General features: G+C 71.8%; 13 protein-coding genes. 10 read left to right on the top strand and 3 right to left on the bottom strand.

The window, feature by feature from the left end; translation table 11 throughout:
- Positions 1-34: 34 nt before the first annotated feature.
- On the bottom strand, positions 35-253 hold the full coding sequence (locus RT282_RS10475) for an oxidoreductase-like domain-containing protein (protein ID WP_313313723.1): 219 nt from the start codon (positions 251-253) through the stop codon (positions 35-37).
- 69 nt (positions 254-322) lie between these two features.
- The gene (locus RT282_RS10470; protein WP_313313722.1) at positions 323-1,426 is read right to left on the bottom strand and encodes a LacI family DNA-binding transcriptional regulator; all 1,104 of its coding nucleotides are present in this window, start codon (positions 1,424-1,426) and stop codon (positions 323-325) included.
- Between the two features lie 190 nt (positions 1,427-1,616).
- Between RT282_RS10470 and RT282_RS10465 the strand changes: the two genes are divergently transcribed.
- From RT282_RS10465 to eda, 8 genes are all read left to right on the top strand, one after another.
- Positions 1,617-2,288: an amino acid ABC transporter permease gene (locus RT282_RS10465; protein WP_313313719.1), complete on the top strand. Its 672-nt coding sequence runs from the start codon at positions 1,617-1,619 to the stop codon at positions 2,286-2,288.
- A gap of 25 nt (positions 2,289-2,313) precedes the next feature.
- Positions 2,314-2,967, top strand: a complete 654-nt coding sequence (locus RT282_RS10460; RefSeq protein WP_313313718.1) for an amino acid ABC transporter permease — start codon at positions 2,314-2,316, stop codon at positions 2,965-2,967.
- A 59-nt stretch (positions 2,968-3,026) separates the two neighbouring features.
- A complete protein-coding gene (locus tag RT282_RS10455) occupies positions 3,027-3,818 on the top strand; it encodes a transporter substrate-binding domain-containing protein (RefSeq protein WP_409456839.1) in 792 nt (263 codons plus the stop codon).
- A 63-nt stretch (positions 3,819-3,881) separates the two neighbouring features.
- Complete coding sequence (locus RT282_RS10450) at positions 3,882-4,637, top strand: amino acid ABC transporter ATP-binding protein (protein ID WP_313313716.1); 756 nt, start codon at positions 3,882-3,884, stop codon at positions 4,635-4,637.
- A gap of 62 nt (positions 4,638-4,699) precedes the next feature.
- Positions 4,700-5,497: a TIM barrel protein gene (locus RT282_RS10445; protein WP_313313714.1), complete on the top strand. Its 798-nt coding sequence runs from the start codon at positions 4,700-4,702 to the stop codon at positions 5,495-5,497.
- Positions 5,498-5,516: 19 nt separating this feature from the next.
- Positions 5,517-6,476, top strand: coding sequence for a sugar kinase (locus RT282_RS10440; RefSeq protein ID WP_313313713.1), 960 nt, complete (start codon positions 5,517-5,519; stop codon positions 6,474-6,476).
- Between the two features lie 20 nt (positions 6,477-6,496).
- On the top strand, positions 6,497-7,477 hold the full coding sequence (locus tag RT282_RS10435) for a D-glycerate dehydrogenase (protein ID WP_313313711.1): 981 nt from the start codon (positions 6,497-6,499) through the stop codon (positions 7,475-7,477).
- A 56-nt stretch (positions 7,478-7,533) separates the two neighbouring features.
- Positions 7,534-8,178 carry a bifunctional 4-hydroxy-2-oxoglutarate aldolase/2-dehydro-3-deoxy-phosphogluconate aldolase gene (eda, locus tag RT282_RS10430; protein WP_313313708.1) on the top strand — a complete coding sequence of 215 codons (645 nt, stop codon included), beginning with the start codon at positions 7,534-7,536 and terminating at the stop codon, positions 8,176-8,178.
- 67 nt (positions 8,179-8,245) lie between these two features.
- Here the strand turns inward: eda and RT282_RS10425 are convergent, their stop codons facing one another.
- A complete protein-coding gene (locus RT282_RS10425) occupies positions 8,246-8,791 on the bottom strand; it encodes a DUF1566 domain-containing protein (RefSeq protein ID WP_313313706.1) in 546 nt (181 codons plus the stop codon).
- Between the two features lie 126 nt (positions 8,792-8,917).
- Here RT282_RS10425 and RT282_RS10420 point away from each other — a divergent pair, with 126 nt between their 5' ends.
- Both RT282_RS10420 and RT282_RS10415 read left to right on the top strand, forming a co-directional pair.
- Positions 8,918-10,132 carry a multidrug effflux MFS transporter gene (locus RT282_RS10420; protein WP_313313701.1) on the top strand — a complete coding sequence of 405 codons (1,215 nt, stop codon included), beginning with the start codon at positions 8,918-8,920 and terminating at the stop codon, positions 10,130-10,132.
- Positions 10,129-11,538, top strand: a complete 1,410-nt coding sequence (locus RT282_RS10415) for an MFS transporter (RefSeq protein WP_409519469.1) — start codon at positions 10,129-10,131, stop codon at positions 11,536-11,538. The genes RT282_RS10420 and RT282_RS10415 overlap by 4 nt, the downstream gene beginning before the upstream one ends.
- Positions 11,539-11,574 lie beyond the last annotated feature (36 nt).

The raw sequence follows: 11,574 nt of genomic DNA, 5'->3' as shown, positions 1-11,574 counted from the left end.
AGCGGCTGCAAGGGGTCGGAAGCCTTCAGTGCTCTTATCTGTCGGCCGGGTGGGTCTTTTTCAATTTCTCCAATACCTCCTGCGCATCCTCACACCACCACTGCGCCGCCGCATAAAACCCCTCCCACACGCACCCGTTGCACCCTCGCCCGCAGCAGGTGGTCGGCTCGGGTGGCGGCGGGCGCAGGCGCACTCCGGCGTGCGCAGCTTCGTCTTGCAGGGTGGCAAAACGCTGGCGTGTAGCTTCAAGCATTTAGTTGGTCGCTGTCTGCATGATTGATGAAGTGAGCGATGAGGCAATCACGGCTTTGCATTCGGCTGATTACGACCGTCCTTCCCAAGCCGCAGACGATGCCCGCTCCACTAACCGCCCCGGCAGCTCGATAGTCCGCGCCGGCTGCGTATCACCCTCCAGCCGCTCCAGCAGACAGCGCACGGCCTCCCGTCCCAGCTCGTCGGTAGGCTGCGCGATGGTGGTCAAACCCGGGCCGATCAGCGCCGTCCACTCGGTTTCGTCGATACCGGCAAAGCCCACGTCGCGGCCCAGTTGCCAGCCCAGGTCGCGGGCGGCGCTGGCGGCCAGCAGGGTGGCGACGGCGTTGCCGGTGACGATGGCGCAGCCGCCGTCCACAGCTCCGCCTTGTTTCTTCGTCCCAGCCGTCTGCTGCGCGTGCCAGCGCTGCAGCTGCAGCCGGCATTCCTCCTGGGCGCCGCGGGGGATCTCCAGATGCACGCCGGTGCAGCCCTCTGGCCCCGCCAACGGGTGGGCCAGCCAGTCGCGGAAGGCCTGCTGACGCGCGATGCGCGAGCTGACGCCGGCGCTGGGTTCGCTCACCAGCACGAAGCGGCGCCAGCCGCGCCGGGCCAGGTGCTCCAGCAGCAGCGCCATGGCGCCGCGGTTGTCCACGCTGATGAAGTCGGCCTCCAGCCCCGGCTGGCGGCGGTCCACCAGCACGATGGGCTTGCCGGCGTCCAGGGCCAGCTGGCGCAGCTGGCCGGTGGCGGTGGCGCGGTTCAGGATCAGGCCGTCCAGCTGTGAGGTCTGCAGCGCCCGCAGCACGCCGCGCTCGCGCTCGGCGGCGTTGCCCAGGTTGAACAGCACCAGCAGGTAGCCGGCCTCCTGGCAGGCGCGCTCGGCGCCCTGCATCACGGCGACGGAAAACGGGTTGGTGATGTCGGCCACCGCCAGGCCGATGAGCCGCGTGCGCCCGTGCTTGAGCGACTGGGCCATGGGGCTGGGGTGGTAGCCCAGCTGCTGCATGGCGCGCGCCACGCGCGCGGCCGTCTCCGGGGCCAGCAGGGTGTCGCCACCGTTCACGTAGCGCGAGACGGTGGCCTTGGAGACACCCGCGGTGCGCGCCACGTCGTTGATGGTGGTGCGCTGGCGGGGCGCGCGGGCGGCGGGGCGGGGTTCTTCTTCGTGCATGGCAGAGGAGGTTCAGGCAGACAGACGGGCGGGCAGGGCGGCGGCAGACAGGGCAGGCGCCGCAATGTAGCGGCGGGGGCAGGGCGCAGGCGTTGCGGCGGCATCGGGTAAACCCCGTACACGTCGCCGCGACAACGCGCTCTAGAATCATGAAACCGGTTTCAGTGAGCCGTCAACCGTTCCATCCCTCATGCAATACCAGTTCGAGTTTGGCCCCGTTTTCGCCGCCTGGCCCACGCTGCTGCACGGCACCCTGGTCACCGTGCAGCTGTCGCTCACGGCGACGGTGCTGGGGCTGGTGGTGGCGGTGTTCTGCGCCTGGGGCAAGACCTCGGGGCCGGCGGCGCTGCGCTGGGTGATCAACGCCTACATCGAGCTGATCCGAAACACGCCCTTTCTGGTGCAGCTGTTTTTCTTCTTCTTCGCGCTGCCGGCGGTGGGGCTGCGCTGGCCGCCCTACACGGCCGCGCTGGTGGCCATGGTGGTGAACCTGGGCGCCTACGCCACGGAGATCATCCGCGCCGGCATTGAGGCCGTGCCGCGCGGGCAGATCGAGGCGGCGCAGGCGCTGAACCTCAAGGCCTGGCAGATTTTCCGCTTCGTGGTGCTCAAGCCCGCGCTCAAGACCATCTACCCGGCGCTGACCAGCCAGTTCATCCTGCTGATGCTCAGCTCGGCCGTGGTGTCGGTCATCTCGGCGGACGACCTGACCTCGGTGGCGGCCAACATCCAGTCCGAGACCTTCCGCAGCTTCGAGGTCTACATCGTCGTGGCGGTCATCTATCTGCTGCTGTCGCTGCTGTTCTCCGCGCTGTTCCGCCTGGCTTATGAGCGCTGGCTGAACTACCCGGACCGTCGCTGAAGCACAACCCCAGGAGCACCACGCCATGCGTACCTTCGGCTGGGCCGAATTTCTGTTCATCGTCGAGGCAGCCAAGTGGACCATCACGCTGTCCGTGCTGGCCTTCGTCGGCGGCTCCCTGGTGGGGCTGCTGGTGGCGCTGGCGCGCACCTCCGACGTGCCCGCGCTGCGCCACGTGGCGATGCTGTTCACCCGCGTCTTCCAGGGCACGCCGCTGCTGCTGCAGCTGTTCTTGGTGTTCTTCGGCGCGCCCGTGCTTGGGCTGGAGATCGACCCGCTGATCGCCGCGGCTGTGGCGCTCACGCTCAACAGCGGCGCCTTCCTGGGCGAGATCTGGCGCGGCTGCATCGACGCCGTGCCGCGCGGCCAGTGGGAGGCTGCCCACGCCCTGAGCCTGAGCTACTACTGGCGCATGCGTGCCATCGTGCTGCCCCAGGCCTTCAAGATCGCCGTGCCGCCCACCGTGGGCTACCTGGTGCAGATCGTCAAGGGCACGTCGCTGGCGGCCATCATCGGCTTCACCGAGATCACGCGCGCCGGGCAGATCATCAACAACGCCACCTTCCAGCCGCTGCTGGTCTTTGGCGCCGTCGGGGCGCTGTACTTCGTGCTGTGCTGGCCGCTGTCGCTGTGGGCCGGCCGGCTGGAGCGGCGCAACCTGCGCGCCGGCGCACGCTGACGCCCATTACCGCCCCGGGCACCCCTGCTTTCAACCCCAACCCCCGAAGGAGACACGTCATGGCATTCACCCGCCGCCAATTCACCGCCGCCGCTGCCGCCATGGCTGCCGCCGGCCTGCTGCCCACCTTTGCCTCGGCCCAGACCGTGGAGGACATCCGCAAGAAGGGCAAGCTGGTCGTCGGCATGCTGGTGGACTTTCCGCCCTACGGCATCCTGAACGACAAGAACCAGCCCGACGGCTACGACGCCGACGTGGCCCGCCTGCTGGCCAAGGACCTGGGGGTGGAGCTGGAGATCGTGCCCGTCACCGGCCCCAACCGCATCCCCTTCTTGCTGACCAACAAGGTGGACGCGCTGGTCGCCTCGCTGGCCATCACGCCCGAGCGTGCCAAGCAGGTGCTGTTTTCCAAGCCGTACTCGGCCGCCTCCATCGTGCTGTACGGCGAGGCCAAGACCAAGATCACCGGCCCGGCCGACTTGAAGGGCCTGCGCGTGGGCGTGGCCCGCGCCTCCACGCAGGACGTGGCGGTGACCAAGGTGGCGCCCGAGGGCACGCAGATCCGCCGCTTCGACGACGACGCCTCGGCCATGCAGGCACTGCTGTCGGGCCAGGTGGACGCCATCGGCTGCTCCGTCACCGTGGCCGCGCAGATCGCCCAGCGCGCCCCCGCCGGCCGCTTCGAGAACAAGTTCCCGCTGCTGCAGCAGAACATGGCCGTGGCCCTGCGCCCCGGCCAGGACGCGCTGGCCGCCGCCATCAACGCCGCCATCGACAAGCACATCGCCAGCGGCGAATTCAACCAGCGCTACAAGAAGTGGCTGGGCGCCGACCTGCCCAAGCTGGACTGACTTTGACAAGGGCCGGCCGAGCGCCGGCCCGGCAGGACCCCCAGGCATGACGGAGTTTTTTGCATGAATACGACCACCGAGCAGCCCATCATCCAGTTCCAGGGTGTGGAGAAGTGGTACGGCCAGTTCCAGGTGCTCACCGACATCAACCTGGACGTGAAGGCCGGCGAGCGCATCGTGATCTGCGGGCCCTCGGGCTCGGGCAAGTCCACGCTGATCCGCTGCATCAACCGGCTGGAGAGCGTGCAAAAAGGCCGCCTGCTGGTGGACGGCATCGACCTGACAGCCGGCGGCCCCAACGTGGACAGCGTGCGCCGCGAGGTGGGCATGGTGTTCCAGCAGTTCAACCTGTTCCCGCACCTGACCATCCTGGAGAACTGCACGCTGGCGCCCATGCGCTCGCGCGGCCTGTCCAAGGCCGAAGCCGAGGAGCGCGCCATGCACTACCTGACGCGGGTGCGCATTCCCGAGCAGGCGCACAAGTACCCCAGCCAGCTGTCGGGCGGCCAGCAGCAGCGCGTGGCGATTGCCCGTGCGCTGTGCATGTCGCCGCGCATCATGCTGTTCGACGAGCCCACCAGCGCGCTGGACCCGGAGATGGTCAAGGAAGTGCTGGACACCATGATCGGCCTGGCCGAGGACGGCATGACCATGCTGTGCGTGACGCACGAGATGGGCTTTGCCCGCAGCGTGGCCGACCGCGTGATCTTCATGGCCGAAGGGCGCATCGTGGAGCAGGGCGCGCCGCGCGATTTCTTCACCGCCCCGCGCGACCCGCGCACCCAGGCCTTCCTGGGGCAGATCCTCAGCAACCACTGACGGCGGGTTGCCGGCGGGTTGCCGGCGGGTTGCCTCCCCTCTCACTTTCCTTGTCCCTTCGCATGTCCTTCCTGCCCGAATCCGCCGCGCTGCCCGATGCGCTGGTCTCGCTCACCTCCTTCGGCGCCGCCGAGGTGTGCCGCCACGGCCAGCTGTGGTTTGCCCGCCTGTGCCACGAGGCCGGCGCCCAGGGCGTGGAGGTGCGCGAAGAGCTGTTGACCGACCCGGCCGCCGAGCTGCCCGCCCTGGCCGAGTGGCTGCGCAGCACGCCGCTGCGCAGCGTCTATTCCTGCCCGCGCCCGCTGTTTGCCGCCGACGGCCAGCTGGACGCCGCGGCCCTGGCCCACGCCCTGGCCGCCACGCGCACGCTGGGCGCGCTGTGGCTGAAGATGTCCATCGGCCACTTCGCCGCGCAGGGCGAGCAGGCCTCCGCCCTGGGCTTCGCCCCGCTGGCGCAGGCGCTGCAGCAGGCCGGCGTCACGCTGCTGATCGAGAACGACCAGACCCCGCAGGCCGGCAGCCTGCGCGCGCTGCGGCGCTTCTTCGCCGCCGCCGACGCGGCTGGGCTGGTGCTGCCCATGACCTTCGACATGGGCAACTGGCACTACGTGGGCGAATGCCCGCTACAGGCCGCGCGTGAGCTGGGCGAGCGCGTGGGCTACGTGCACGCCAAGGGCGTGCAGCACCGCGGCAAGTGGGTCGCGGTGCCGCTGGCCGAGTCCAGCGCGCCCTGGCGCACGCTGCTGGACGCACTGCCGCAGGACGCGCCCCGCGCCATCGAATACCCCCTGATCGCCGACGACCTGGCCGCCCTCACACGCACGGCGCTGCAGCAGTTGCGCCACGCCACCCGCGTGTAAACCTTTTTGCCCGTCCGCCATGACCACCCCTGACGCGAAGACCTACGACATCGCCACCTTCGGCGAGGCCATGCTGCTGCTGATCGCCGACCGGCCCGGCCCGCTGGAATATGCCGAGGGCTTTACCAAGCGCATCGCCGGCGCCGAGATCAACGTGGCCACCGGCCTGTCGCGCCTAGGGTTCGACGTGCACTGGGCCAGCCGCCTGGGCGCCGACTCCATGGGCCGCTACCTGGTGCGGCAGATGCGTGGCGAGGGCGTCAATTGCGATCACGTGGTGCTGGATGCGGCGCAGAAGACCGGCTTTCAGTTCAAGGGCCGGGTCGACGGCGGCGGCGATCCCGAGATCGAATACCACCGCAAGGGCTCGGCCGCCAGCCTGATGCAGCCGGCCGACATCGACGAGCCCTGGCTGCGCGCCGCGCGCCACCTGCACGCCACGGGCGTGTTCGCCGCCATCTCGCCCACGTCGCTGGCCACGGCCCGGCGCACGCTGCAGGTCGCGCGCGAGGCGGGCAGCACCATCTCCTTCGACCCCAACCTGCGCCCCACGCTGTGGGAGAGCGAGGCCACCATGCGCCGCGAGATCAACGCCCTGGCAGCGGGCGCCGACTGGGTGCTGCCGGGCCTGGCCGAGGGCCGGCTGCTGACCGGCGAGGCCACGCCCGAGGGCATCGCCGCCTTCTACCGCGCGCAGGGCGCGCAGCTGGTCGCCGTGAAGCTGGGCGAGCAGGGTGCCTACTACGACGACGCCCGCGCCGGCACCGGCTACGTGCCCGCTTGCCCGGTGGACGTGGTGGTGGACACCGTGGGTGCCGGTGACGCCTTTGCCGTGGGCGTGGTCAGCGGCCTGCTGGACGGCTTGGCCGTGGACCGGGCCGTGCGCCGCGGCTGCTGGCTGGGCGCGCGCCAGGTGCAGGTGCTGGGCGACTCCGAGGGCCTGCCCACGCGCGCCGAACTGCAGGCGGCCGGCTACTGATGGGCATGCAGGCCACCGCCATGCCGGGCCCCGCCCACGTGCTGGTGTTCCGCGAGCTGCCGCCCGAGCAGCTGGCGCGCATCCAGGCGCAGCACCGCGTCACCATGGCCAACCCGCGCCGGCCCGAGCAGCGGGCGGCCTTCGAGGCCGCGCTGCCCACGGCACACGGCCTGATCGGCTCCAGCTACCAGCTCACGCCCGAGCTGCTGGACCGCGCGCCGCACCTGCGCGTGGTCTCCAGCATCTCCGTGGGCGTGGACAACTACCCGCTCGCGTATTTGCGCGGGCGCGGCATCGCCTTGTGCCACACGCCGGGCGTGCTGACCGAGACCACAGCCGACCTGATCTTCGCGCTGCTGCTGGCCACCAGCCGGCGCCTCGTCGAGCTGGCGCAGCTGGTGCGCAGCGGGCAGTGGACGAGCAACATCGGCCCGTCGCTGTACGGCCACGATGTGCACGGCAAGACCGTGGGCATCCTGGGCATGGGCCGCATCGGCCAGGCGCTGGCGCGGCGCGCGGCGCTGGGCTTCGGCATGCCGGTGCTCTACCACAGCCGCCAACCGGTGCCACCCGAGACGCTGGGTCCGCTGGCGCCCCTGGCCCGGCACGTGCCGCGCGACGAGTTGCTGGCCCGCGCGGATTTCGTGGTCTGCACCCTGGCCCTGACCGAGGACACCCGCGCCAGCCTGGACGCGGCGGCCTTTGCCGCCATGAAGCCCGGCGCCATCTTCATCAACGGCTCGCGCGGCGCCATCGTCGATGAGGTCGCCTTGCTGGCCGCCCTGGACAGTGGCCACCTGCGCGCCGCCGGGCTGGACGTGTTCGCGGCCGAGCCGCTGCCGCTGGATTCACCCCTGCGCACCCACCCCCAGGTGGTGCCGCTGCCGCACGCCGGCTCGGCCACGCACGAGACGCGCCAAGCCATGGCCGTGCTCGCCACCGACAATCTGCTGTCCGCGCTGGCCGGCCGGCTGCCCGCCGGCCGCGTCGCCAACGCCTGAAATCCCGCGTGCCGCCCGGCCCCCCGGCCGCGCGCACCCTTGCCCAGGAGATCCGCATGAGCCACCCCACCGCCCCCCTGACCGCCGACGACGTGGTGCAGGACGCCGCCGTCATCCCCGTCATCGTGCTGGACGAGCCGCACCACGCCGTGCCCATGGCACGCGCGCTGGTCGCAGGCGGCATCCGCATGCTGGAGGTAACGCTGCGCACGCCCGCCGCGCTGGCCTGCATCGAGGCCATTGCCCGCGACGTGCCCGCTGCCGTGGTGGGCGCCGGCACGGCGCGCACGGCCGCCGACGTGCAGGCCGCCGCGCGCGCCGGCTCGCGCTTCATCGTCAGCCCGGGCTACCTGCCGGCGCTGGGCCAGGCCTGCCGCGACGCCGGCCTGCCGCTGCTGCCCGGCGTGGCCACGGCCAGCGAGATCATGGCCGCCGGCGCGGACGGCCTGCGCGTGCTCAAGTTCTTCCCGGCCATGGCGGCCGGCGGCGTGCCGCTGCTCAAGTCCTGGCACGGCCCGTTCGGCGACGTGCGCTTTTGCCCCACGGGCGGTGTCTCGGCGGACAACGCGGCGCAGCTGCTGGCTCTGCCCAACGTGGCCTGCGTGGGCGGCTCGTGGCTGACGCCCCCGAAGCTGCTGGCCGAGGGCGACTGGGCCGGCATCGAAGCCCTGGCGCGCCACGCGGCCGCGCTGCGCGGCTGAGTTGCTATTGAATCAATAGCTGCCAGCGCTTATCCAGTAAGCGCTAGAGGCCAAAAAGACTGATATTTCAAGGTGCGGGCCGCACCAGGCGCAGGGGCAGCCGCGTGCCCCGGCCCACGTCGCCGCGCGCGTCGCCGCTGCCCATGTCCACGGCCCAGCCCTGGGACGCTGACAGCCGGCTTTCGCCCGCGCCGCCGCGCTCCACGTTGCCGTAGGCATAGGGGTTGACACGCGCGGTGTTCACGCTGGCCGTGCCCGTCCAGTGCCATTGGCGCGGCGCGGCGGGCAGCAGCGCGTCCTGCTGCGCCACCAGGCGCTTGAGCTCGGGCACGCGCGGCAGGCGCCAGCGCAGGCCCTCGGCCTGGCCGCGCTGGCGGGCGCGCGCCTGGGCCTCGCCGTAGGTGAACAGCGCGGGCCGGCCGGTGCAGGTGGCACCGTTCCAGTGCATGCCTTCGGCGCAGCGCGCCCAGGCCAGGCGGGCGCGCTCGTCCACCACCCACGCGCCGTCGGGCGAGACGCTCCAGCCGTCCGGCGCCGCCTGCGCGCCCAGGGCGGCGCAGCCCAGCGCCAGGGCGGGCAGCGTGCGAAGGAGGATGAGGGCGGGCGTGCGCATGGTGCGGCCATTCTCGGCCATCGCTGCGCAGGGCGATCGCAGGATCAGCGCCACCAGGCCGGTCCGTCTCGGGGAAATGCGGTGGCGCGCCAGCGCGCCGGGGCGCGACTCGCGACAATCGGGCCGATGGCTTTTTCTCCCTTTTTCCGCATGGCCCTGGTGCTGGGCCTGCTCTCGGCCATCGGCCCGTTTGCCATCGACATGTACCTGCCGGCGCTGCCGGCCATCGGCGCCAGCCTGAGCGCCGACGTGGGCGCCGTGCAGTGGAGCCTGACGGCCTTCTTCCTGGCGCTGGGCGTGGGACAGCTGGCCTACGGCCCGGTCTCCGACATGGCGGGGCGCAAGGCGCCGCTGTACTTCGGCCTCGGCTTGTTGCTGCTGGCCAGCATGGGCTGCGCCCTGGCCAGCGACGTGCACACGCTGGTCGCCCTGCGCTTCGTGCAGGGCCTGGGCGCGGCCGCCGGCATGGTGGTGCCGCGCGCCGTGGTGCGCGACCTGCACACCGGCACCGAGGCGGCGCGCCTGATGTCGCTGCTGATGCTGGTGTTCAGCGTGTCGCCGCTGCTGGCGCCGCTGGCCGGCAGCGCCGTGATCGCCCTGGCGGGCTGGCGCGGCGTGTTCTGGGTGGTGGCCGTGGCGGCGCTGGCCGGGCTGGTGTTGGTGCACCGCGCGCTGCACGAGACGCGCCCGGCCGCGCAGCGCGTGGCCAGCAGCCTGGGCAGCGCGCTGGCCGGCTACGGCGCGCTGCTGCGCGACGGGCACTACCTGGGGCTGGTGGGCATCGGCGGCTGCTCGATGGCGGGCTTTTTCGTGTATCTCGCCGGCTCGCCCTTCGTGCTGATCAACCACTACGGCCTGTCGCCGGTGCAGTACAGCCTGGCGTTCTCGGTCAATGCGGCGGCGTTCTTTGCCAGCGCGCAGTTCACGGCGCGGCTGGGGCGGCGCTTCGGGCTGGTGCCGGTGGTCAAGGCGGCGGCCTCGGGCGCAGGCATCACCATGACGGCGCTGCTGGCGTTCTACCTGGCGGGCGGCGACCAGCTGGCGGTGCTGCTGGGGCTGTACTTCATCGCCAGCGCCTTCATGGGGCTGGTGATACCGACGACCTCGGTCCTGGCGCTGGAGGAGCACGGCGCCATCGCCGGCACGGCGTCGGCGCTGATGGGCACGCTGCAGATGCTGATCGGCGCGGCGGCCATGGGGCTGGTGGGGCTGTTCGCCTCCGACCGGCCGCTGCCCATGGTCGTCGGCATGGCCACGGGCGCGCTCATCGGCGTGCTGCTGACCTGGACCACGCTGGGCGCGGCGGGCAGCCGGCGCGTGGCGCAGCAGGGGTGCGCATGAGCGGTGAAAAGAGTGCCCCGGCAGATCAAATGACAAGTGACGGCCTGGCGCAGCCCGCGCGCGGCCAGGCCATGCTGGCCATCATCCTGGGCCTGACGCTGGCGGTGCTGGACACCAGCATCGTCAACCTGGCGCTGCCGGGCATCGCGCGCGAGCTGCACTCCAGCGCCGCGCATTCGATCTGGGTGGTCAACGCCTACCAGCTGGCCACGCTGGTCACGCTGCTGCCGCTGGCGGCGCTGGGCGAGCGTGTGGGCTACCGGCGCGTGTATCTGGCGGGCATGGCGGTGTTCACCGTGGCCTCGCTCGGGGCCATGCTGGCGCCCACCATGCCAGCGCTGATCGCGGCGCGCGCGGTGCAGGGTCTGGGCGCGTCGGGCGTGATGGCGGTGAACGCGGCGCTGGTGCGCCTGATCTACCCGCGCGCGCTGCTGGGGCGCGGCATGGCCATCAACTCGCTGGTGGTGGCCACGGCCGCCATGGCCGGGCCGTCGGTGGCGGCGGCCATCCTGTCGCTGGCCTCGTGGCACTGGCTGTTCGCCATGAACCTGCCACTGGGTCTGCTGGTGTGGCGCCAGGCGCGGCGCTCGCTGCCGGGCAACCCGCCGGCGGGCGGTGCGGTGCCGCGCTTTTCGGTGGTGGACGTGCTGCTGAACGGCGCCATGTTCGCGCTGCTGTTCCTGGGCGGGGCGCGGCTGGGCACGCGCGGCGACGGCCATGCCGCCGGCTGGCTGCTGCTGGCCGCCGGCCTGGCGGTGGGCGCACTGCACCTGCGCCGCCAGTGGGGACGGGCGGCGCCGCTGTTTCCCGTCGACCTGGTGCGCATCCCCGTGTTCGCGCTGTCCATGGCCTCGTCGGTGGGCGCGTTCTGCGCGCAGATGCTGAGCTTTCTGGCGCTGCCCTTCCTGCTGCTGGAGGCCCAGGGCCGCAGCCACATGGAGGCCGGGCTGCTCATCACCGCCTGGCCGCTGGCCACGGCGCTCACCGCGCCCGTGGCCGGCCGGTTGATCGGCCGCTACCCCGACGGCGCGCTGGGCGGCGTGGGCATGGTGTGCTTTGCGGCCGGGCTGCTGGCGCTGGCCCTGATGCCGGCGCACCCGGCGCCGTGGGACGTGGCCTGGCGCATGGCGCTCAGCGGCGCGGGCTTCGCGCTGTTCCAGTCGCCCAACAACCACACCATCGTCACCTCCGCCCCGCTGCACAGGAGCGGCGCGGCCAGCGGCATGCTGGGCACGGCGCGCCTGACGGGCCAGACCCTGGGCGCCGTGCTCCTGGCGGCCATCTTCGCGCTGCGCCCGGGCCAGGACGGCAGCGCCGAGACGCTGGCGCTGATGGTGGCCGCGGGCTGCGCACTGGCGGCCGGCGTGACCAGCTCGCTGCGCGTGAAGCAGGCCGCGCGGGACTGAGGCCGGCCGGCTGTGCCGGTTTCAGGTCAAATTAGC

The sequence above is a fragment of the Pulveribacter sp. genome (assembly GCF_032079985.1).
Taxonomy (GTDB): domain Bacteria; phylum Pseudomonadota; class Gammaproteobacteria; order Burkholderiales; family Burkholderiaceae_C; genus Melaminivora.
This window is presented reverse-complemented; position numbering and strand designations above follow the sequence as displayed.

Excerpts from the sequence above, each read along its gene's own strand:
- RT282_RS10455 (WP_409456839.1), top strand. The coding sequence starts at position 3,027 with ATGGCATTCACCCGCCGCCAATTCACCGCCGCCGCTGCCGCCATGGCT.
- RT282_RS10460 (WP_313313718.1), top strand. The coding sequence starts at position 2,314 with ATGCGTACCTTCGGCTGGGCCGAATTTCTGTTCATCGTCGAGGCAGCC.
- RT282_RS10470 (WP_313313722.1), bottom strand. The coding sequence starts at position 1,426 with ATGCACGAAGAAGAACCCCGCCCCGCCGCCCGCGCGCCCCGCCAGCGC.
- RT282_RS10440 (WP_313313713.1), top strand. The coding sequence starts at position 5,517 with ATGACCACCCCTGACGCGAAGACCTACGACATCGCCACCTTCGGCGAG.
- RT282_RS10445 (WP_313313714.1), top strand. The coding sequence starts at position 4,700 with ATGTCCTTCCTGCCCGAATCCGCCGCGCTGCCCGATGCGCTGGTCTCG.
- eda (WP_313313708.1), top strand. The coding sequence starts at position 7,534 with ATGAGCCACCCCACCGCCCCCCTGACCGCCGACGACGTGGTGCAGGAC.
- RT282_RS10425 (WP_313313706.1), bottom strand. The coding sequence starts at position 8,791 with ATGCGCACGCCCGCCCTCATCCTCCTTCGCACGCTGCCCGCCCTGGCG.
- RT282_RS10415 (WP_409519469.1), top strand. The coding sequence starts at position 10,129 with ATGAGCGGTGAAAAGAGTGCCCCGGCAGATCAAATGACAAGTGACGGC.
- RT282_RS10450 (WP_313313716.1), top strand. The coding sequence starts at position 3,882 with ATGAATACGACCACCGAGCAGCCCATCATCCAGTTCCAGGGTGTGGAG.
- RT282_RS10420 (WP_313313701.1), top strand. The coding sequence starts at position 8,918 with ATGGCTTTTTCTCCCTTTTTCCGCATGGCCCTGGTGCTGGGCCTGCTC.
- RT282_RS10465 (WP_313313719.1), top strand. The coding sequence starts at position 1,617 with ATGCAATACCAGTTCGAGTTTGGCCCCGTTTTCGCCGCCTGGCCCACG.
- RT282_RS10475 (WP_313313723.1), bottom strand. The coding sequence starts at position 253 with ATGCTTGAAGCTACACGCCAGCGTTTTGCCACCCTGCAAGACGAAGCT.
- RT282_RS10435 (WP_313313711.1), top strand. The coding sequence starts at position 6,497 with ATGCCGGGCCCCGCCCACGTGCTGGTGTTCCGCGAGCTGCCGCCCGAG.